This window comes from Labrenzia sp. ATLA3 (assembly GCF_057180185.1).
In genome coordinates this window covers 273,014-293,604 of record NZ_JBXUKV010000008.1, presented here as the reverse complement: position 1 = coordinate 293,604, position 20,591 = coordinate 273,014, and the positions used below count along the sequence as shown (strand labels likewise).

Below are 20,591 nucleotides of genomic sequence, written 5' to 3'. Positions count from 1 at the left end.
TATGGCCCTTCCCGTGATGCCTTTTCTCCGCCTGATGCGGGCGGGTTTCGTGATGGCGCGCGAAGGCGTTTTCGGCCTCGTTTCGCTTCCGGATCTACCGGCCGGTCCCCGGTTCGCCATTGCCATGGCACGGCTACTGGAGCGCCCCTCGGTTCGAAACAAGCGGGCTGACCTGCGCCTGTCCGATGCACTCAACAAGCTCGGCCCCTCCTATGTAAAGCTTGGCCAGTTTCTGGCGACCCGGGCCGACGTTGTCGGCAAGGAGGCTGCTCGCGAACTTTCGGCCCTTCAGGATCGGCTGCCGGCCTTCGATCACGACGAGGCCTGCGCCGCGGTGGTGGAGCAACTCGGCAAGCCACTCGACGAGGTCTTCGTCTCCTTCGGTGAGGCGGTTGCCGCGGCCTCGATTGCGCAGGTGCATCCGGCCGTGATCCTCGACAAGGACGGCATGGAGCAGAAAGTTGCGGTCAAGGTGCTGCGGCCAGGCGTTTCCCGCCGTTTCCAGCGAGACCTTGAAAGCTATTATCTGGTTGCGCGCCTGGCCGAACGGTTCCATCCGCCGTCACGGCGTTTGCGGCCGGTAGCGGTGGTGGACACGCTGGCGCAGTCTGTTGCGATGGAAATGGACTTCCGCCTCGAGGCTGCAGCCCTGTCGGAAATGGCCGAGAACACCGCAGAAGATCCCGGGTTCCGCGTTCCGGCTGTCGAATGGCTGCGCACCGCCAAGGGCGTCCTGACCATGGAATGGATCGACGGCCGCAAGATGTCGGACGTCGACGGCTTGAAGGAAGACGGTCATGACCTGGAGGCGCTGGGCGCCGCCGTGATCCAGAGCTTCCTCCGTCACACGCTGCGCGATGGCTTTTTTCACGCCGACATGCATCAGGGCAATCTCTTCGTCGAGCAGGATGGCACTCTGGTTGCTGTCGATTTCGGCATCACCGGCCGTCTCAACAAGCGTGAGCGGCGGTTTCTGGCCGAAATCCTGTTCGGCTTCATCACCCGCAATTACCGGCGGGTGGCGGAAGTTCATTTCGAGGCGGGCTACGTGCCGTCGCATCAGGACGTCGATATGTTCGCCCAGGCGATCCGCGCCATTGGTGAGCCGATCCACGGTCATGATGCCAGCGAAATCTCCATGGCCCGCTTGCTGACGCAGTTGTTCGAGGTCACCGAGCTTTTCGAAATGCGGACCCAGACCCAGCTTATCATGCTGCAGAAGACCATGGTCGTGGTCGAAGGCGTGGCTCGGTCACTCAATCCCAACCTCGATATGTGGCGGACGGCGGAGCCCGTTGTCGGTACCTGGATCAAGGATAATCTGGGGCCGGTCGGCAAGATTCGTGATGCAGGCGACGCGCTGTCGGCGCTCGCGCGTATCGCCAACGACATGCCGCTCTTTGCCGACAGGATCGGCCGCATGTCGGAAGAACTGGAAAAGATGACGCAGGGCGGGCTCAGGTTCGACGACGAGACCGCCGAGGCCATTGGCCGGGCGGAGGCGCGTCACACCCGCTCCGGGCGGGCCGCCCTTTGGGTCATTGCCGCCTGTGCGGTCGTGGCGACCTACATGCTTTTCTAAGCTTGGCGGATGCCTTGGCTGTTTAGCCGGGCATTGCCGCCAGCAACGTCTCGCGCGCATCTGCGATATGGCGGGCGAGAATGTCCACCGCCCGATCTTCCGCGCGAGATTTCATGGCTGCTACCAGGTCTTCATGGTCCTTCAGCCATTTGTCGGTCAGTGTTGGCAACACGCCGTAACCGGCAATGTGAATGCGGCAGGTTCGCCGAAGGTCTTCGACCATCGACAGTTCTCTCGGCCGTTTTGCCGGTGCATACAGGCTCTTGTGAAAGGCCCAGTCGCCGTCGGCCCATCGATCGGTCGCCGCGTCGATATTGGAATGGGCAAGGGCCGCCTCGATCTTCACAAGATCGTCCGCCTCCAATTGTCTGATCGCCTGGCGCAGGCAATCGGTCTCCAGAAGGCCGCGCAGATGATAGACCTCGTCGATTTCTGACGGGGAAAGATCGATCACACGGGCCCGGCGGTTGCGCTCAAGGTCGATCAGGCCTCGTGCGGCCATGAGCTGTAGGGCATCGCGCACGGGAATGCGGCTCACCGAAAAGCGGGCGGCGATCTCCCCCTGTTTCAGGTCCTCGCCCGGCCGGAAAATTCCGGAAACGATGTCGGCTTCGAGTATCGCTGCGATTTTTTCTGCGGACATGGCGCCTCCCTCGTTTTTGAATAGAGCCTTGACAGCGGACTGTAAATCCAAAATGTATAAATGTATACATTTTGGAGGATGCATGAGCAAAGAACACGGCTATACGTCTCTCATTCGCTGGACCGGCAATCGGGGCGAGGGGACGAGAAGTTACAGGTCCTACGACCGGACCTGGGAGATACGCACGCCTGGAAAACCGCCGGTCTTCTGCTCAAACGACCCGCTGCTTGGCGGAAATCCGGCGCTCCATAACCCGGAGGACCTGCTCCTGTCCGCCCTGGCAAGCTGTCACATGCTCTGGTACCTGCATCTGGCAAGTGACGCGGGCATTGCAGTCATGGCCTACGAGGATGCACCAGAGGCGACGGGGGAGACGGAACCTTCCGGTGCAGGCAGGTTTTTGAGGGCTGTGCTGAAGCCGGTCATTACGGTGCCCAGAGGCACGGACCTGGCAACGGCCGATGCGATCCACCAGGAGATCCACAAGGTCTGTTTCATCGCCCGGTCAGTGAATTTTCCGGTCAGCTTCGAGGCGACCTACCTGGAAGCCTGAGAGATCAGGCCGGATTGACCCGTCTCAGCGTCAGGTTGATCCGCCCGCCGTTCTTCAGAAGGGTGGATGTTCCCGCCAGCACCCGGTCGATGCCGTGAAAAGCAAGACGGGCCTCGCCGCCAAGCACGACCACATCGCCGGACTGCAGGCGGAAGGACTTGGTCGGATCCTTGCGGGACAGGCCGCCGACGCGGAAGGTTGCCGTATCTCCCAGGGAAACCGAGACGACCGGGGCGTCGAACATCTGTTCGTCGCGGTCCTGATGCAGGCCCATACGCGCGCCCTGATCATAGTAGTTGATCAGGCAGGCTTCGGGGGGTGGCGCTGCGGCGGCAACCTCCGCCCAAAGGCGCGTCAAGGCATCGGGAATGGGCGGCCAGGGCAGGCCGGTTTCCGGGTGCTGCGGCTGGTAGCGGTAGCCGCGGATATCCGACACCCAGCCAAGCCGCCCGCAGTTGCTCATCCGCACCGAAAAGGGCTTCCCGGTTTTCGGCATCACCGGCTGGAACAGCGGCGCTTCAGCCACGATCGCGCGGATCTGGTCCAGGAGTTGATCCTGGCCCGCACGATCGAAATAGCCCGGCAGATAGGAAAGGCCGTTCAGGCCGTTGATGAGAATGTCCTGCATTGTCGATGCTCGGGCCTTCGGTCAGTCTCCACCGCCGCAACCGCTGCAACCGGAACCGCAGCCGCTGCCCCCACTACCACCGCCGCCGCAGCCAGTGCTGCATCCGGAGGAGTTGCCGCCGGACGACTTCATGGAAAAGATCGCCACTGCCAGGGCGATTATGAACAGGGTCATCACGAACTCGGTTGTGTGCATGGTGGCCCAATGCCACACCCTGTTGCCCAGTCTTTCCAGGAACGTGTCGCCTTGCGGTTCGCCGTGGGCGAAGGCGAGTCTCGTCCCCAGAAGAAGCGACATGGCGGCCAGCAACGCGCAATGCACAGCGGCAGGCGCATCGACTAACCGTCTGGCCAAATGCGCGACCCGGTTCGGCCACTGCGGCTTGCGGATGATCCAGACATCCTGCGCATTGATCCGGACAAAGCCCGGAGCCTTGCCGAAACGAATGTCTTCCGGCGGCCAGATATCCCGCGGCGGCTCGCCAAATTCTGTGCGGTAAAGCTGGAGCGTTCTGGCATAGGCCTGCCGGAACCGGACTTCCTGGTCCGGGCCACCCTTCGTCGGCATATGGTGCAGCGGGCCCCCGAGCGCTTCCCTGAAGAGCCCCCAGTAATGTTTGGTGTAGGTCAGGTGCAGATGCCAGGCCTGGTCCACTTCGTCGCTCGGTGTCACGATGCCCTCGCCAAGCCGGCTGAGATAGGCAAAACGCAGATATTCGACAACGACCCGGCCGGCAAAGCTCTTGCTCCAGCCGTTGTCGCGGGCAAGGCGTGCGGTAAACGGGAAATCCGCTTCCACGTCATCCGGGTGACAGGCTTCAAGCCGGCTCCAAAGGCGGGGGTCGCGCAAATCAGGTCTCCTTTCCACCAGAGTCTCTGCTGTGACGAGCTCAGTTTAACCGCTTTGTCGCACCCGTTTCAGCAAAACCTGACGCCAATCCCGCAATTGCATGTGGAATTCGCAAAGCTGACAATGGCGGTAACGATCTGGGAAGAAATATCGGCCAAGAACGCAAAGTCTGCGAAATGTCATTGGACAGATGTCTTGCAGGCAAAGTTTCATCCACCTATATAGCGGTCAAGCTTCGCGCCAAAACATGAACCTAGCGTTCTGGTGCGATGTCCGGGGAAACCCGGTACCCAACTGAGAGGAGCCGGAATGACGCCTACATGGGTCTATCCGGTTTGCTAGAAAGAGAGGCAGATATGGCAAAGGTCATTGGTATCGACCTCGGCACGACGAACTCGTGCGTCGCCGTCATGGACGGTAAAGATTCCAAGGTAATTGAAAACGCAGAAGGCGCCCGCACCACCCCGTCGATGGTGGCCTTCTCCGAAGATGGCGAGCGTCTCGTCGGCCAGCCGGCAAAACGCCAGGCGGTCACGAACCCGACCAACACCCTGTTCGCAGTCAAGCGACTGATCGGTCGCCGGTATGCCGACCCGACGGTCGGCAAGGACAAGAAGCTTGTTCCGTTCGAGATCGTCGAAGCGGACAACGGCGATGCATGGGTAGAAGCCAACGGCGAAAAATACTCCCCGTCCCAGGTGTCAGCTTTCATCCTTCAGAAGATGAAAGAAACCGCTGAGAGCTATCTCGGCGAAAAAGTGACCCAGGCGGTTATCACCGTCCCGGCTTACTTCAACGACGCGCAGCGCCAGGCAACCAAGGATGCCGGCAAGATCGCGGGTCTTGAAGTTCTGCGCATCATCAACGAGCCGACGGCAGCAGCGCTTGCCTACGGTCTCGACAAGAACGACGGCAAAACCATCGCGGTCTACGACCTTGGCGGCGGCACGTTCGACGTTTCCATTCTGGAAATCGGCGACGGCGTCTTCGAAGTGAAGTCCACCAACGGCGACACGTTCCTCGGCGGTGAAGACTTCGACATGGTCCTCGTCGACTACCTTGCGTCCGAGTTCAAGAAGGACCAGGGCATCGACCTGAAGAACGACAAGCTGGCCCTGCAGCGTCTGAAGGAAGCTGCGGAAAAGGCGAAGATCGAACTGTCGTCCTCGTCCCAGACCGAAATCAACCTGCCGTTCATCACGGCGGATGCATCCGGTCCGAAGCACCTGACGCTGAAACTCACCCGCGCCAAGTTCGAGTCGCTGGTTGACGATCTGGTCAAGCGCACCATCGAACCGATGAAAGCCGCTCTGAAAGATGCCGGTGTTGCAGCCGGTGAAATCGACGAAGTGGTTCTGGTCGGCGGTATGACGCGCATGCCGAAGATCCAGGAAACCGTGAACACGTTCTTCGGCAAGGAACCGCACAAGGGTGTGAACCCGGACGAAGTCGTTGCCATGGGCGCAGCGATCCAGGCCGGTGTTCTGCAGGGCGACGTCAAGGACGTTCTGCTGCTCGACGTGACCCCGCTGTCGCTCGGCATCGAAACGCTTGGCGGTGTCTTCACCCGTCTGATCGACCGCAACACGACGATCCCGACCAAGAAGGGTCAGGTGTTCTCGACCGCTGAAGACAATCAGACGGCCGTGACCATCCGCGTCTTCCAGGGTGAGCGTGAAATGGCTGCGGACAACAAGATCCTCGGTCAGTTCGACCTGGTCGGCCTGCCGCCGGCACCGCGTGGGGTTCCTCAGATCGAAGTCACCTTCGACATCGACGCCAACGGTATCGTCAACGTGTCCGCCAAGGACAAGGGCACCGGCAAGGAACAGCAGATCCGCATCCAGGCCTCCGGCGGCCTCAGCGACAGCGACATCGATCAGATGATCAAGGACGCTGAATCGCATGCCGATGAGGACCAGAAGCGGAAGGAACTGGTGGAAGCCAAGAACCAGGGTGAATCCCTTGTTCATTCCACCGAAAAGTCCCTGAAGGACTATGGCGACAAGGTTTCCGAGGACGACAAGTCCGCGATCGAAACTGCTCTCGCCTCCCTGAAGTCTGCTCTTGAAGGTGAAGACCTGGAAGACATCAAGGCCAAGACCCAGTCTCTGGCAGAAGCGTCCATGAAACTTGGCGAAGCCATGTATCAGGCCGCTCAGGCTGACGCCCAGACCGAGGACGGCGAAGAAGCCGATCCGAAAGCCAAGGCTGAAGATGATGTCGTCGATGCGGATTTCGAAGAAGTCAAAGACGACGACGACAAAAAATCCGCATAACTGAAAAACGCCAGCCAGCCGGCCCTCCGGCTGGCTGGTCCAATCCCGGCGCCGGGTGCTCGACTGTCTGCTAATACAGGCACTTGTGCGCGGCGCCTTCGCCGTAATTGGCGCCGGCCTTTGCCAGGCCGCCTGCGGCGCAACAACAAGACCGGAAGATCTTGATGTCGAAACGTGATTTCTATGAGGTGCTGGGTGTTTCGCGCGATGCGGATGAAAAAGCGCTGAAAAGCGCCTACCGCAAGATGGCCATGCAGTTTCACCCGGACCGCAATCCGGGCGACGAGGCCGCCGAAGCCAAGTTCAAGGAAGTCAACGAAGCCTATGACACGCTGAAGGACGGGCAGAAGCGCGCGGCCTACGACCGTTTTGGCCATGCGGCCTTCGAAAACGGTGGGTTTGGCGGCGGTGGCGGCGCAGGCGCCCATGACTTCTCGTCCACCATGTCCGATATCTTCGAGGAATTCTTCGGCATGGGCGGTGGCGGTGGCCGCCGGTCTGGCGGACGCGAGCGCGGCGCGGACCTGCGCTACAATCTGGATATCACGCTGGAGGATGCCTTCAGCGGAAAGACGGTGGAGATCGAGGTTCCGACCAGCGTCACCTGTGACGACTGCTCCGGTTCGGGCGCAAAACCCGGAACCAGCCCGACCACCTGCCGCACCTGTGGCGGCGCCGGCCGAGTGCGTGCCGCACAGGGTTTCTTCACGCTGGAACGCACCTGTCCGAGCTGTCAGGGCCGCGGCCAGGTGATTACCGATCCGTGCGAAAGCTGTGGCGGTTCCGGTCGCAAGACCCAGGAACGCACGCTGTCGGTCAACATTCCGGCGGGCATCGAGGACGGAACCCGTATCCGGCTTGCAGGTGAAGGTGAAGCCGGCGTGCGCGGCGGACCCGCGGGCGATCTCTACATTTTCCTCTCGATCAGGCCGCACGAACTCTTCCAGCGCGACGGCGCCGACCTTTATTGCCGCGTGCCGATTTCCATGTCGACGGCGACTTTGGGCGGTCAGTTCGATGTGCCGACGGTCGAAGGGGCCACCAGCCGGGTCAAGGTGCCTGAAGGCACGCAGACCGGTAAGCAGTTCCGGTTGCGGGGCAAGGGCATGCCGATCATGCGGTCCAGCCAGCACGGCGACATGTATATCCAGGTCACGGTCGAAACGCCGACCAATCTGACCCGCCGCCAACGCGAACTTCTGGCGGAATTCGAAAAGGAATCTTCCGGCGAGAACCATCCCGAATCCGCGGGCTTTTTCTCCAAGGTGAAAGATTTCATCGATAATCTCGGTGCATAAGCGGTCGAAAATGGGCGGTTTAGACGTGCAATCTGTGCGCTGGGCCATAGCATCTCATTGCAATCACTCCTATATTCCCTGTGTGTGGGGATGAGTGAGGAAAGATGCTGAAACGCAATAGCTCCCGTCGGGAGGCCTTTCGCGAAAAGCTTGAAAAAGCCGGTAACGTTCGGGCCAAGGTGCTTGATGAGGTTAAATTCATACGCTCCTGGGCCCAGAATCCGCTTCGAACCGGGGCTGTCGCCCCTTCAGGACCGGAACTAGCCGCCAAGATGGCGTCCTTTCTCACCCCGCGGCCGCATTCAAGGGTTGTTGAACTCGGCCCGGGAACCGGCGTCGTCACCAAGGCAATCCTGGAGCGCGGGTTCTCGTCCCAGCAGCTCAGTCTCATCGAATATTGTCCGGAGTTTTGCGACCTTCTGACCCGCAGATACCCCGGTCTGAAGGTTGTGCAGGGCGATGCCTATACGCTTGGCAAAACCCTTGGCCTCGCCGGAGATACCTTTTCATCGTCGGAAGGGCAGCAACATTCGCTGGATGGCATTGTCTCATCCCTGCCGTTGCTGACGCGGCCTGAAGCGGCTCGCAAGGCCCTTCTGACGGAAGCCCTCGAGCTTCTCAAGCCGGGCGCACCCTTCATCCAGTTTTCCTACGGGCTTGTTGCTCCGGTCAAGCCGGACAGCCGGTCGGTCTCGGTCTTGAGTTCGGAGTGGGTCTGGAAGAACCTGCCTCCCGCGCGTGTCTGGGTCTACCGCAAGGCTCATTGAGGCCTGAGACGGCAGGGGACAGCGGTCAAGAACCACTCCCATTTTCGGAAAAGCGCCCTACACTTGCCCGTCAGGTGGTTTCCGCGCTGCGTCATGCGCAGGCCGGACAAGAGTTGGGTAGGTTCTGATGCGCAATCCTAAGATCCTCGTTTGCTCGGGCTCTGTCCGGGGCGGTTCCTTCAACGGTAAACTTGCGGCCCTGGCTGCCAAGAAACTTGCGATCCTGGATGCGGACGTGACGCATCTGTCGCTGAAGGATTATCCGTTGCCGCTCTATGACGGCGATCTGGAAGAAACCGGGGGCGTCCCGGAAAATGCCAAGAAACTCAAACGCTTGTTTCTGGCGCAGGATGGCGTCTTTCTATCCTGCCCGGAATACAATGCCGGCATCACACCCCTTTTGAAAAACACCCTCGACTGGATCAGCCGCGTAAAGGAACCGGGGGATCCTTACAGGAGCACGGTGTTTGCGCTCGGTGCGGCCTCGCCCGGTGCGTTTGGCGGCATGCGAGGCCTGATCGCCATGCGCACCATACTGGAAGTCGGCCTTGGGGCGATGGTGCTGCCGCAGATGGTGGCCGTTGCCAATGCCGCCAATGCCTTCGATGGCAAGGACGACCTCACCGACGACCGGGCAGCCGGTCAGCTCGACAAGCTGGTGGACGGGCTCTTGCGGGCAACCCGGATCGAGATGTCGCACTGACGGTGCGATTTCCCGGCGAAATGCGAGGCGCAAAACCCTGCCGTGGGCCGTTCTCAAGCTGCCCTTAAATCCGTTCCCGAGAGGCCGGATGTCATTGACTGCTTGGAAAAGCCCGCTTTGCCGCCTACATAGGGCGGCAGACAGAAGACCATGAACGATTGCCAAGAGGATTGAATGAGCGAAACGCGCGAACCGGCCCAGTGGCACGGTACGACGATCATGATGGTGCGCAAGGGTGGCAAGGTGGTCATCGCCGGTGACGGCCAGGTCTCCCTCGGCCAGACCGTCATCAAGCACACCGCCCGCAAGGTACGCCTGCTGGCCAAGGGCGAGGTTATCGCCGGTTTTGCCGGCGCCACCGCCGACGCCTTCACGCTGTTCGAGCGCCTCGAGGCGAAGCTGGAACAGTATCCGGGCCAGTTGATGCGCGCCTGCGTGGAACTTGCCAAGGACTGGCGCACCGACCGTTATCTGCGCCGTCTGGAGGCGATGATGCTGGTGGCCGACAAGAATGTGTCACTGGTGCTGACCGGTACCGGCGATGTTCTGGAGCCTGAAGGCGGTGTCATGGGCATCGGTTCGGGCGGCAACTACGCTCTGGCCGCTGGCCGCGCTCTGGTCGACACCGATTATGACGCGGAAACCATTGCTCGCAAGGCGATGGCGGTTGCCGCGGAAATCTGCGTCTACACCAACTCCAGCGTCACAGTCGAATCGCTGGATACGGCCGAGTAGCGGCCAATGATTTCGTTTCGCCCCGTCACCGCCGAAGATCTGCCGATGCTGGCGAATTGGCTGGCGCGGCCGCACTGGCGGCACTGGTGGGGCGATCCGGAAGAGGAACTGAGCCACATCCGGGACATGATCGAAGGCAGGGACACGACCCGGCCTTTCATCTTTCAGTCGAACGGCGCCGACAAGGGCTATATCCAGGTCTGGTTTGTCGGCGATCAGCAGGGCGGCGCATATGCGGCGGATTATCCCTGGCTGGATCTGCTGCCGTCCGATGCCGTCGGTGTCGACCTGTCGATTGCGGTCGAGGAAGATCTGTCCCGGGGACTTGGAACAAGAACGTTGCAGGCATTCGTCCGCGAACTGCGTGAACAAGGCCATGAGCGGATCATCATCGATCCGGATCCGGCCAATCTCAGAGCCGTGAAAGCCTATCGTAAAGCCGGCTTTCAAGAGATCGAAGCGCTTCTGGGACGCACCGGCGACAGCCTGCTGATGGAACTCGTAAGTAAAGAAGGCGTGTCTTAAACAATGTCCGATTTTTCTCCGCGTGAGATCGTTTCAGAACTCGACCGCTACATCGTCGGCCAGAAAGATGCCAAGCGCGCGGTCGCCATCGCATTGCGCAACCGCTGGCGCCGCCAGCAGCTTCAGGGCCAGATGCGCGAGGAGGTTCTGCCGAAGAACATCCTGATGATCGGCCCGACCGGCGTCGGCAAGACCGAGATTTCCCGTCGGCTGGCAAAGCTCGCCAACGCACCCTTCACCAAGGTGGAAGCCACCAAGTTCACCGAGGTCGGCTACGTCGGCCGCGATGTGGAACAGATCGTTCGCGATCTGGTGGAAGCCGGGATCACGCTCGTACGTGACCAGAAGCGTGAGGCGGTGAAGGCGAAAGCGCACATGCTGGCCGAGGAACGCGTGCTGGACGCACTGGTCGGAAAGAACGCAAGCCCGGCGACCCGGGACAGCTTCCGCACCAAGCTGCGCGACGGCGAGATGGACGACAAGGAAATCGAGGTCGAGGTCCGGGCCCAGGCCCAGATGCCGAGCTTCGATCTGCCGGGTATGCCGGGGGCCAGCGTCGGGGTGATGAATGTCTCCGACCTCCTGGGCAAGGCGTTCGGTGGACAGACAAAGACCAAACGCACCACCGTAGGCGACAGCTACCAACTGCTGATCAACGAGGAGTCGGACAAGCTGCTCGATGACGACAAGGTGGTGGAAGAGGCGATTGCGCTGGTCGAGAATTCCGGCATCGTGTTCCTGGACGAGATCGACAAGATCTGTGCCCGCGAAGGCCGCGCCGGGGCTGACGTTTCACGCGAAGGCGTGCAGCGCGACCTTCTGCCGCTGATCGAAGGCACGGTCGTCTCCACCAAGCACGGACCGGTCAAGACCGACCACATTTTGTTCATCGCTTCGGGTGCATTTCATGTCGCCAAGCCTTCGGATCTTCTGCCGGAATTGCAGGGCCGTCTGCCGATCCGTGTGGAATTGCGCGCGCTTGACAAGGACGATTTCCGGGCGATCCTGACCGAGCCGGAAGCCAGCCTCATCAAGCAGTATGTGGCGCTGATGGAAACGGAAAAGGTCAAGCTGAACTTCACCGAAGATGCCATTGACGAGATCGCGTCCATTGCGGTCGACCTCAATGCCTCGGTTGAGAATATCGGTGCCCGCCGCCTGCAGACGGTGATGGAGCGCATTCTCGACGAGATTTCCTTCACGGCGCCGGACCGGCCCGGTGAGGAGGTGGAGATCACGGGGGCATTCGTCCGTGACAACATCGGTGACCTTGCCAAGAACGTCGACCTGTCGAAGTTCATCCTCTAACAGTCGTTCCAACAGACCCCGGTCAAGCGTTTCGTGCGCGGCGATTTCGCCGCTTGCGGAGCGCGCGGACCGGTGGCAGCATGCGCCCCATGGTAGCTATTCGAAAAAGCAACGAGGAAGGCCACCGCCGGAAATTTCTGGTCGTGGTCGATGAAACGCCCGAATCTGACCGGGCGATCGTTTATGCCGCCAAGCGGGCGGCCCGGACCGGCGGCGTTGTGACGCTGGTCTTCATCATCGCACCGGGCGACTTCCAGCATTGGCTGGGGGTTGAAGACATCATGCGGGCCGAAGCCCAGGAAGAAGCCGAGGCGGCCCTTGCCAAAGCTGCCGAACGGGTGCGGTCCGTTGCTCGCACGGAACCGGAATCGGTGGTCAGGGAAGGCTCCAAGGCCGAGGAGATCATGGAACTGATCGAGGCGGATGCCGATATCGCCATTCTGATCCTCGCCGCCAGCACGGGCTCGGAAGGTCCGGGGCCTCTGGTGTCGTCGATTGCCGGAAAATCCGCGGGAACCTTCCCGATTCCGGTAACGATCGTACCAGGCAATCTGGACGATGATTCCATTGCAGCACTGGCCTGACCGACAAAGGTTCCGTGGGTCTTCTGAAGATTGCTTGACCGGGCAGGATCTGCACCTATCTAGTTTTTAACGGTTCCAAACTGCTGCCAGATGCGTTAGAAACATTCATCGGCGTTTTGCGATGGAGGTGAGGCGCAAAACGAATCCGGCAACACGGGCGCGACCAGAAGCGCAAGGACGAGACAAGATGTTCATTCAAACCGAAGCCACACCGAATCCGGCGACACTCAAATTTCTGCCGGGACGGGTTGTTCTGCCCGAGGGAACCTACGACTTCCGCTCCAGGGCGGATGCAGCGGTATCGCCTCTGGCGCAGAAACTGTTCGACGTGCCGGGCGTGGTGGCGGTCTTTTTCGGCCACGACTTCGTGACCGTGACCAAGGACGAAACCGACTGGCAGCACATGAAGCCCGCCATCCTTGGCGTGATCATGGAGCAGTTCATGTCCGGCCAGCCGGTCATGGCAACCAGCGAAGCGGAAAATATCGAAGAAGGCGAGTTCTTCGAGGCCGGTGACGCGGACACTGTCAGCACCATCAAGGAACTCCTGGAAACCCGCGTGCGTCCGGCGGTGGCGCAAGACGGTGGCGACATCACCTTCAAGGGCTTCAAGGAAGGGATCGTGTACCTTTCCATGCGGGGTGCCTGTGCCGGGTGCCCGTCTTCCACGGCAACGTTGCAGCATGGCATTCAGAACCTGCTGCGGCACTTCGTGCCGGAAGTCGAGGAAGTTCGCCCGATCTGATCGGACAATTCCTGTAAAGTTTCAAAGGCCCGGCATGCGTCCGGGCCTTTCATATTTTCGACTCCCATTCTTTGTGGAAGGCAAGCCCCCCTTTGGACTTAGGTCCAAAGCCCCGCTCGACTCCCGGGCCGTGCCGGGGTAGTGGCATGGAACAAACGAAAACCACGAGCCAATCCGGAATGCGCGTCCTCGCCATCGATACAGCCCTTGCCAATTGCGCGGCCGCCGTTCTGGACGACGGTGCCGAAACCGCATGTTTCGAGGCGTGCGGGGAAGAGATCGGGCGGGGGCATGCCGAGAAGCTGATGGACATGATCGGCGAGGTCATGGCCGAATCGTCCACCACCTTTTCCGAACTCGACCGCGTTGCCGTGACCATCGGGCCCGGCAGCTTTACCGGCCTGCGTGTCGGGCTGGCCGTTGCACGCGGGTTCGGCCTGGTGCTGGGCAAGCCCGTTGTCGGTGTGACGACGCTGGCGGCCATTGCCCGCGCCTGCTTGCCGGCGGACGAAGGCGGACCCGTTCTGGTGGCGCTGACGGGGAAGGCCGACGAAGTTTACTGTCAGCTTTATCACGCGACCGGCATAGCCAAAGATGAAGCTGGTGTACGAACCATCGCCGACCTTGCGGCGAACCTGCCCAAGGACGTAAGATTGGCAGGATCGGCATCGGAAAAAATCGCGAGGGAGCTCGGTCTTCCGGAAAGCGCGATATTGTCCCGCAGCACTTTCCCGGGTATTCGGGATGTTGCGGAACTGGGGATCTCCGCCGATCCGTCGAGGTCATCCCCTTCGCCACTCTATTTGCGGCCGCCCGATGCGACGCCGCAAACGAAGGGAAGGATAGAACGGCAATGAGCTTTTGGTGGTTCTGGACCCAGCCGCCGGTGATAGAAGAGGCGCTGGACGAAGATCTACCGAAGATTGCCGATATCCACGCGCTGTCATTTGATCACAAATGGAATACGGGCGAGCTTGCGCGGATGAAGGCGCACGAGGGAACCTTGTTTCTGGTCGCGCGCCGGGCGAGCCCCTATGGCACGCGCGCGCCGCTCGGTTTCCTGATCGTGCGTACCGCTGCCGACGAGGCCGAGGTCATCACCATTGCCGTCCACCCGCGCCAGCGCGGTCGTGGCGTCGGTAAGAAGCTGATGGAAGCCGCCCTGTTCCGTCTTTACGGCGAGCGCTGCAAGCACCTTTTTCTGGAGGTGGATGCAGCCAACGAAGCGGCCTTGCTGCTGTACAGGTCGCTCGGCTTCAAGGAGGTCGGCAGCCGCAAGGGCTATTACAGCGACAGTGGAGGAGACGGCACTGCGCTTGTCATGCGCGTCGATCTTGGTTAAGCGCTGTAGCAGATACGGTATCGGAAACAGACAGCGGACGGCATCGCAATGGCGGAAGAGCGGCAATCAACGCTAGCGGACTTGTGCATCGAAAAAGGCATGCGCATGACCGAGCAGCGCCGCGTCATTGCCTCCGTCATCGAAGCCGCCTCCGACGAACACCCGGATGTGGAGGAACTCTACCGCCGTTCCGTCGCTATCGATCCCGGCATTTCCATTTCCACGGTCTACCGGACGGTCAAACTGTTCGAGGACGCGGGCATGATCGAGCGGCATGATTTTCGCGACGGCCGCTCGCGCTACGAAACCGTGCCGGACGAACATCACGACCACCTGATCGATCTGCGGTCGGGCCAGGTCATCGAGTTCCGCAACGAGGAAATCGAAGCCTTGCAGGAATTCATTGCCAAGAAACTGGGGTATCGGCTGGTCGATCATCGGCTGGAACTTTACGGCGTTCCGCTGGAAGCCAAAAAGGACGATCAGGCTGATGGCTGAGGTCAAGGCCGGGCTCATCATCTTCCTTTTGACGCTGGTCTCGCTGGTGCTGATCCCGCTGCAGTGGCTGGCGGTGAAGCTCGGGCTTCCGATGCAAGGGAAATTGCCCCAGCTCTGGCACCGGATCGCGACGCGGCTCGTCGGCATCAAGATCGAGCAGATCGGTGCTCCATCCACGGACAGACCTCTGCTGATCGCCTCCAACCACGCCTCCTGGGTCGACATCACCGTTGTCGGTTCGCTGATGCCCCTTTCCTTCATTGCCAAATCCGAAGTTTCCGGCTGGCCCATTTTCGGCCTGTTCGCGAAGCTTCAGCGCACGGTGTTCGTCAATCGGACCCGGCGCACGGAAACCGGCCAGGTGGCCGATGCGATCGCCGAACGCATGGCAGCCGGTGATGCGATGGTGCTCTTTGCCGAAGGCACCTCCAACGATGGCAATTGCGTTCTGCCGTTTCGCTCGGCACTTCTGGGGGCCGCAACCCGCGCTGTCGGTGCGGACGAGACGTCAAAAGTCTGGGTGCAGCCGCTTTCGGTCGCCTATCGCGGCTTTTATGGTCTGCCCATGGGCCGTGCCCACCGTCCGCATGTCGCCTGGTACGGCGATATGGAGCTCGCAGGCCACCTGTGGGGCATCTTCTCGCACGGCGCGCTCGACGTCATGGTACGCTGGGGCGAGCCGGTTCTGGTCGACCGGACAACGGACCGGAAAGCCCTGAGCCGTCGTCTGGAAAGGGAAGTTCGGGCCATGACGATTGCCTCATTGCTGCAAAAGCCGGTCGACACCGAAGATTTCAGCGAAATCGAGCCAAGCGAGTTCTTCTCAAACGCGGAAAAAACCGCTAAAGCTGGCGCCTGAATTTGCAAGGTGCCGTCCGCCGCCGTTGAAAGGCGCGGGTCCCGGGCATGATGGACGGATCGATCCTGTGCCCGTGCCGGGGGAATACCCCATGAAGGCGCTGACATTCACGACATCCGGCGCCAGACAAAGGCACACTTTACAAAGGCCTGTTTGATGAAGGCCATGAGGAGCCCCACGAGGAGCGAATGACAAGCCGTCCTGAACAAGACCTGGAAACGCATTCCGCCACCGGTCCGGCAGACACCAGCAAAGGCGGGAACACCCGCAAGGTGTTCGTGCGCACCTATGGCTGCCAGATGAACGTCTACGACAGCGAGCGTATGACCGATGTCCTGGCGCCGGAAGGCTTCGAGGCGACGGACGATCTGGAAGACGCGGATCTGGTCATCCTGAACACCTGCCACATTCGTGAAAAGGCAGCCGAGAAGGTCTATTCGGAGCTTGGCCGTATCCGCAAGGTCAAGCAAGAGCGCGCCAAGTCTGGCAAGGACATGATGGTGGGTGTCGCAGGCTGCGTGGCGCAGGCGGAAGGCGAAGAAATTTCCCGCCGTGCGCCCATCGTCGATCTGGTCGTGGGGCCGCAGAGCTACCATCAACTGCCATCCCTTCTGGAAAAGGCCCGAGCAGGCGCGAAGGTTGTCGAAACCGAGTTCGATATCGACGCCAAGTTCAATCACTTGTCGGAACGTGCCGAAAAGCAGGTGCTGAAACGCCCTCCGTCCGCCTTCCTCACAGTGCAGGAGGGGTGCGACAAGTTCTGTACCTTCTGCGTTGTGCCCTATACGCGCGGGGCCGAGGTCTCCCGCTCCGTCGAGCAGATCGTGAGCGAAGCCGAGCGCATGGCGGCGGCCGGGGTGCGGGAAATCACCCTGCTGGGCCAGAACGTCAATGCCTATCACGGCACATCGCCGGATGGTTCCGTCTGGGGGCTGGGCCGGCTGTTGCGGCGCCTTTCGGAAATCGACGGCCTCGACCGGCTGCGCTACACCACCAGCCATCCGCGTGACATGGATGACGATCTGATCGATGCGCATCGGGACCTGAAGAGCCTCATGCCCTATCTGCACCTTCCGGTGCAGACCGGCTCCGACAAGATCCTGAAGGCGATGAACCGCCGGCACACGCGCGATGAGTATTTCCGTCTGATCGACCGCATCCGCGAGGCGTCTCCCGATATCGCGCTCTCCGGCGATTTCATCGTCGGGTTCCCGGGCGAGAGTGACCGGGATTTCGAGGACACGATGGATCTGATTCGACAGGTCGGATACGGCTCTGCCTTCTCGTTCAAATACAGTTCCAGACCCGGAACGCCTGGCGCAACCATGGACGGACAGGTGCCGGAAGACGTCAAATCCGCCAGGCTTGCCGAGCTTCAGGCGTTGGTCACCGAGCAGCAGAAGGCGTTCAACGCCTCACGGCTGGGCATGACCTGCGACGTGCTTCTGGAAAAGACCGGCCGCAATCCCGGCCAGCTGGTCGGCAAGTCACCTTGGCTACAACCGGTGCAACTGGATGCGCCTGAAGACCTCATCGGGTCGATACAAGCGGTGGAAATCGTTGACATCGGTTCCAATTCCCTGTTCGGGCGGCTGATTGCGGGGCAAGATGATCTTGGAAGGTCCGGACGCATCCCGGCTCCGGCGGCCTAAAGGAGACGTCATTTGACGCGCGACAGCCACTCTTCATCCCGCAAGTCCTCGGTACAAACCTCTGCGGCCGGTTCGGCCTCCGACATGACCCATATTGTTCTTGCCTTTGAAGACAACCGGCTGATCGGAGATCTTTTCGGGCAATTCGACCAGAACCTTGCGCTGATCGAGCAGCGCCTGGGTGTTGATGCCATTGCCCGGGGCAACCAGGTGACGCTCAAGGGCAGTCAGGCGGGATGTGCTCAGGCGCGCACCGCGCTGGAGGCCATGTATCAGCGTCTGCTGCAGGGCCAGGAAATCCATCCGGGCGATGTCGACGGTGCGTTGCGCATGGCGGCAGCTGCCGAAGCGCAATTGCCGTTGCCGACGCTGGAGCCGAAGTCCCGTCTGGCCTTCGCCCAGATCGCGACCCGCCGCAAGACAATCGTTGCCCGCACGCCGACTCAGGACGCCTACATCCGGTCGATGGACCGGGCCGACCTGATTTTCGGAACCGGCCCGGCCGGCACCGGCAAGACCTTTCTGGCGGTTGCCTATGCCGCTGCGCTTCTGGAGCGCGGCGATGTTGCCCGTCTGATCCTGTCCCGTCCCGCTGTCGAGGCGGGTGAACGTCTCGGCTTTCTGCCGGGCGAGATGAAGGACAAGGTCGATCCCTACCTGCGTCCGATCTACGACGCTCTCTATGAGATGATGCCGGCCGAGAAGGTCGACCGTGGTCTTCAATCCGGCATGATCGAGGTGGCGCCGCTTGCGTTCATGCGTGGCCGCACACTGTCCAATGCCGTGGTGCTGCTCGATGAGGCGCAGAACACGACCTCCATGCAGATGAAGATGTTTCTGACGCGTCTGGGGGAAGGCTCGAAGATGATCGTCACCGGCGATCCGAGCCAGATCGACTTGCCATCCGGGCAGGTGTCCGGTCTGCGCGAAGCGCTTGGGCTTTTGACCGATATTCCCGAGGTCGCTCATATCCGGTTCAACGAGAAGGACGTTGTTCGCCACGAGCTGGTTGGACGGATCGTGACCGCCTATGACAACGCCTCGCGTGAAGAATCGGAAGCGCGGGAACGCCGCTTTGCCGAACGAAAACGTGGTACGGACCGCGATGGTGCCCCTGTGCGCCCTCGTGAAGCCGTAAATTCCTGAAAAGCTCCTGCCGACGATGCCAGACCGATTGCCCGAAAGTTTTCAGATTGACCTGTCGATAGAGGCGGGCGATTGGCCGGCGGAAGACCAGTTGGAAGCGACAACCGCAAAGGCGGTTGCCGCTGCTTTTGCCGGGGCGGATCTGGAAGTGCTGGAGGGAACCGAAGTTTCTCTGCTGTTTACCGACGATATGTCGATCCGGCAGTTGAACGCAAAATGGCGTGGCAAGGACAAGGCGACAAACGTCCTGTCCTTTCCCGGCAGCGATCCGCAAGGCGATGTTTATGGCCCGCTTCTGGGCGATATCGTTTTCGGCTACGAAACCGTTGCGGCAGAAGCCGCAGACCTTGGAATTGAATTTTCCGATCACCTTACCCATTTGACTGTTCACGGTTTGCTTCACCTTTTCGATTATGATCATCAGGAAAGTGACGAAGCGGAACTTATGGAGAGCCTTGAGAAGGCCATTCTGGCATCTCTTGGCATCGATGACCCCTACGCGGACAGGCCACTTGTGGCCGACGGCGGGTAAGGGGCATCATGGGGCGTGATGTTCTTGATTGATGGATGATGAACTCAATTGAACCGCAAAGTCCGGCACATGGGCAGAAGCCTGCCAGCACCGGACAGGACCAGGGCGGGGAAGACCCGCAACAGCCGAAGCCGCAGAAACCTGCGGCCTTCTTCGACCTCCTCAAACGCTTTCTGCGCTTGGGCCGCCAGTCTTCGAGCTTGCGCGAGAACCTGGAGGATGAGCTTGCTCGCGAAGGTGGCGATGCCGCGTTTTCGCCAGAAGAGCGGATGCTGCTCGGCAACATCCTCCGACTGCGGGAGCTGCGCGTCGACGACGTCATGATCCCGCGCGCGGACATAGATGCAGTGGACGTGGAAACCAGCCTCAGCCGGGTCATGGAACTGTTCCAGACCAGCGGACATTCGCGCATGCCGGTTTACGAAGAGACGCTGGACGATCCGCGGGGCATGGTCCACATCAAGGACTTGATGGCCTATATCGCCGAACGCGGTGCGTCGAACCGTCCTGCAACTTCTGTGGACAAGGAAGCCGACACAACCGACTTTCAACCGTCCAACTCCAACGCGCCTGCGCGCAACGGGCACAACATGCCCGACCTGGACCTGTCCTGTGTCGACCTCTCGGTCTCGCTGAAGGACACGGATCTTCTGCGCAACGTCCTGTTCGTGCCGCCTTCGATGCCGGCGACCGATCTGATGGCGAAGATGCAGGCCGACCGCATTCAGATGGCCCTGGTGATCGATGAATATGGCGGGACCGACGGCCTGGTGTCGCTGGAAGATCTTGTCGAGGAAGTTGTCGGCGATATCGAAGACGAACACGATGAGGATGAGGAAGCCATGCTGGCCTCCGCCGGCGAGGGTGTTTGGATCGCTGATCCGCGTCTGACCCTTGAAGATCTCGACGAAGCGCTCGGCACGCAGCTGAACGACGGTGAAATTTCCGAAGATGTCGATACGCTTGGCGGCCTGCTCTATTTCTCGGTGGGCCGGGTTCCGGTTCGCGGCGAACTTCTGCTGGTGCCGGACGAAGTTCCGGGGTTCGAATTCGAGGTGATGGACGCCGATCCGCGCCGCATCAAGCGCCTGAAGATCCGTCGCCGCCGTACCGACGCCCGTCCGCCGGATCTGCGCCGCCGCTCCAAACGGACAGACACTGTCTCGGGCGAGGGCGGTCAGGATAGCGAAAGCAAAAAAAACAAGGTCGCCGCGTCCAGCGGAAAAGGGTGAGCGGATCGTCGCCAAATCCGGCTAAAAGCATCGTCGCCAACGGTGCGGGTTTCCGTCTTCGGGAAGCGACTTGTTTGCGCAGCATAGGTATTGATACTTGACCCCACTGCGGCGAGCCGACAAATCTCCTG

At 60.8% G+C, this 20,591-nt stretch carries 22 protein-coding genes; 19 read left to right on the top strand and 3 right to left on the bottom strand.

Annotation, left to right across the window (positions count from 1 at the left end; translation table 11 throughout):
* Window position 1 precedes the first annotated feature (1 nt).
* Complete coding sequence (gene ubiB, locus AC2A6O_RS22970) at window positions 2-1,582, top strand: 2-polyprenylphenol 6-hydroxylase (protein WP_498930570.1); 1,581 nt, start codon at window positions 2-4, stop codon at window positions 1,580-1,582.
* Between the two features lie 22 nt (window positions 1,583-1,604).
* On the opposite strand, the gene AC2A6O_RS22965 is transcribed toward ubiB, so the two are convergent.
* On the bottom strand, window positions 1,605-2,225 hold the full coding sequence (locus AC2A6O_RS22965) for a GntR family transcriptional regulator (protein WP_498930569.1): 621 nt from the start codon (window positions 2,223-2,225) through the stop codon (window positions 1,605-1,607).
* Window positions 2,226-2,307: 82 nt separating this feature from the next.
* Here AC2A6O_RS22965 and AC2A6O_RS22960 point away from each other — a divergent pair, with 82 nt between their 5' ends.
* Window positions 2,308-2,778 carry an OsmC family protein gene (locus AC2A6O_RS22960; RefSeq protein WP_498930567.1) on the top strand — a complete coding sequence of 157 codons (471 nt, stop codon included), beginning with the start codon at window positions 2,308-2,310 and terminating at the stop codon, window positions 2,776-2,778.
* Window positions 2,779-2,782: 4 nt separating this feature from the next.
* On the opposite strand, the gene AC2A6O_RS22955 is transcribed toward AC2A6O_RS22960, so the two are convergent.
* Window positions 2,783-3,406 (bottom strand): alpha-ketoglutarate-dependent dioxygenase AlkB family protein, encoded by a 624-nt coding sequence (locus tag AC2A6O_RS22955; protein WP_498930565.1) that lies wholly within the window; start codon window positions 3,404-3,406, stop codon window positions 2,783-2,785.
* 21 nt (window positions 3,407-3,427) lie between these two features.
* Window positions 3,428-4,255, bottom strand: coding sequence for a glycine-rich domain-containing protein (locus AC2A6O_RS22950; protein WP_498930563.1), 828 nt, complete (start codon window positions 4,253-4,255; stop codon window positions 3,428-3,430).
* Between the two features lie 356 nt (window positions 4,256-4,611).
* Between AC2A6O_RS22950 and dnaK the strand changes: the two genes are divergently transcribed.
* From dnaK to AC2A6O_RS22865, 17 genes are all read left to right on the top strand, one after another.
* Entirely contained in the window at window positions 4,612-6,534 is a 1,923-nt protein-coding gene (gene dnaK, locus AC2A6O_RS22945) for a molecular chaperone DnaK (protein WP_148582121.1), read from the top strand.
* Window positions 6,535-6,698: 164 nt separating this feature from the next.
* On the top strand, window positions 6,699-7,832 hold the full coding sequence (gene dnaJ, locus AC2A6O_RS22940; protein WP_148582122.1) for a molecular chaperone DnaJ: 1,134 nt from the start codon (window positions 6,699-6,701) through the stop codon (window positions 7,830-7,832).
* A gap of 104 nt (window positions 7,833-7,936) precedes the next feature.
* Window positions 7,937-8,599 (top strand): class I SAM-dependent methyltransferase, encoded by a 663-nt coding sequence (locus AC2A6O_RS22935; protein WP_498930560.1) that lies wholly within the window; start codon window positions 7,937-7,939, stop codon window positions 8,597-8,599.
* 127 nt (window positions 8,600-8,726) lie between these two features.
* Window positions 8,727-9,302, top strand: a complete 576-nt coding sequence (locus AC2A6O_RS22930; protein WP_498930558.1) for an NADPH-dependent FMN reductase — start codon at window positions 8,727-8,729, stop codon at window positions 9,300-9,302.
* A gap of 174 nt (window positions 9,303-9,476) precedes the next feature.
* A complete protein-coding gene (hslV, locus tag AC2A6O_RS22925; RefSeq protein WP_148582125.1) occupies window positions 9,477-10,037 on the top strand; it encodes an ATP-dependent protease subunit HslV in 561 nt (186 codons plus the stop codon).
* Between the two features lie 6 nt (window positions 10,038-10,043).
* Window positions 10,044-10,562 carry a GNAT family N-acetyltransferase gene (locus AC2A6O_RS22920; protein ID WP_498930556.1) on the top strand — a complete coding sequence of 173 codons (519 nt, stop codon included), beginning with the start codon at window positions 10,044-10,046 and terminating at the stop codon, window positions 10,560-10,562.
* Between the two features lie 3 nt (window positions 10,563-10,565).
* Window positions 10,566-11,870 (top strand): ATP-dependent protease ATPase subunit HslU, encoded by a 1,305-nt coding sequence (hslU, locus tag AC2A6O_RS22915; protein WP_148582127.1) that lies wholly within the window; start codon window positions 10,566-10,568, stop codon window positions 11,868-11,870.
* Between the two features lie 89 nt (window positions 11,871-11,959).
* Entirely contained in the window at window positions 11,960-12,454 is a 495-nt protein-coding gene (locus AC2A6O_RS22910; RefSeq protein WP_148582128.1) for a universal stress protein, read from the top strand.
* 187 nt (window positions 12,455-12,641) lie between these two features.
* Entirely contained in the window at window positions 12,642-13,199 is a 558-nt protein-coding gene (locus AC2A6O_RS22905; protein ID WP_148582129.1) for a NifU family protein, read from the top strand.
* Window positions 13,200-13,345: 146 nt separating this feature from the next.
* Window positions 13,346-14,056: a tRNA (adenosine(37)-N6)-threonylcarbamoyltransferase complex dimerization subunit type 1 TsaB gene (gene tsaB, locus AC2A6O_RS22900; RefSeq protein ID WP_498930553.1), complete on the top strand. Its 711-nt coding sequence runs from the start codon at window positions 13,346-13,348 to the stop codon at window positions 14,054-14,056.
* Window positions 14,053-14,541 (top strand): ribosomal protein S18-alanine N-acetyltransferase, encoded by a 489-nt coding sequence (rimI, locus tag AC2A6O_RS22895; RefSeq protein ID WP_148582130.1) that lies wholly within the window; start codon window positions 14,053-14,055, stop codon window positions 14,539-14,541. Before tsaB ends, rimI begins: the two co-directional genes overlap by 4 nt.
* Before the next feature lie 48 nt (window positions 14,542-14,589).
* A complete protein-coding gene (locus AC2A6O_RS22890) occupies window positions 14,590-15,039 on the top strand; it encodes a Fur family transcriptional regulator (RefSeq protein WP_498930551.1) in 450 nt (149 codons plus the stop codon).
* Entirely contained in the window at window positions 15,032-15,898 is an 867-nt protein-coding gene (gene olsA / locus AC2A6O_RS22885) for a lyso-ornithine lipid O-acyltransferase (protein WP_498930549.1), read from the top strand. The genes AC2A6O_RS22890 and olsA overlap by 8 nt, the downstream gene beginning before the upstream one ends.
* Before the next feature lie 188 nt (window positions 15,899-16,086).
* On the top strand, window positions 16,087-17,550 hold the full coding sequence (miaB, locus tag AC2A6O_RS22880; RefSeq protein WP_498930547.1) for a tRNA (N6-isopentenyl adenosine(37)-C2)-methylthiotransferase MiaB: 1,464 nt from the start codon (window positions 16,087-16,089) through the stop codon (window positions 17,548-17,550).
* Between the two features lie 84 nt (window positions 17,551-17,634).
* Window positions 17,635-18,696, top strand: coding sequence for a PhoH family protein (locus tag AC2A6O_RS22875; RefSeq protein ID WP_148582387.1), 1,062 nt, complete (start codon window positions 17,635-17,637; stop codon window positions 18,694-18,696).
* A gap of 16 nt (window positions 18,697-18,712) precedes the next feature.
* Window positions 18,713-19,228, top strand: a complete 516-nt coding sequence (gene ybeY, locus AC2A6O_RS22870; protein WP_148582133.1) for an rRNA maturation RNase YbeY — start codon at window positions 18,713-18,715, stop codon at window positions 19,226-19,228.
* Between the two features lie 35 nt (window positions 19,229-19,263).
* A complete protein-coding gene (locus AC2A6O_RS22865; protein WP_498930545.1) occupies window positions 19,264-20,460 on the top strand; it encodes a hemolysin family protein in 1,197 nt (398 codons plus the stop codon).
* Window positions 20,461-20,591: the final 131 nt, after the last annotated feature.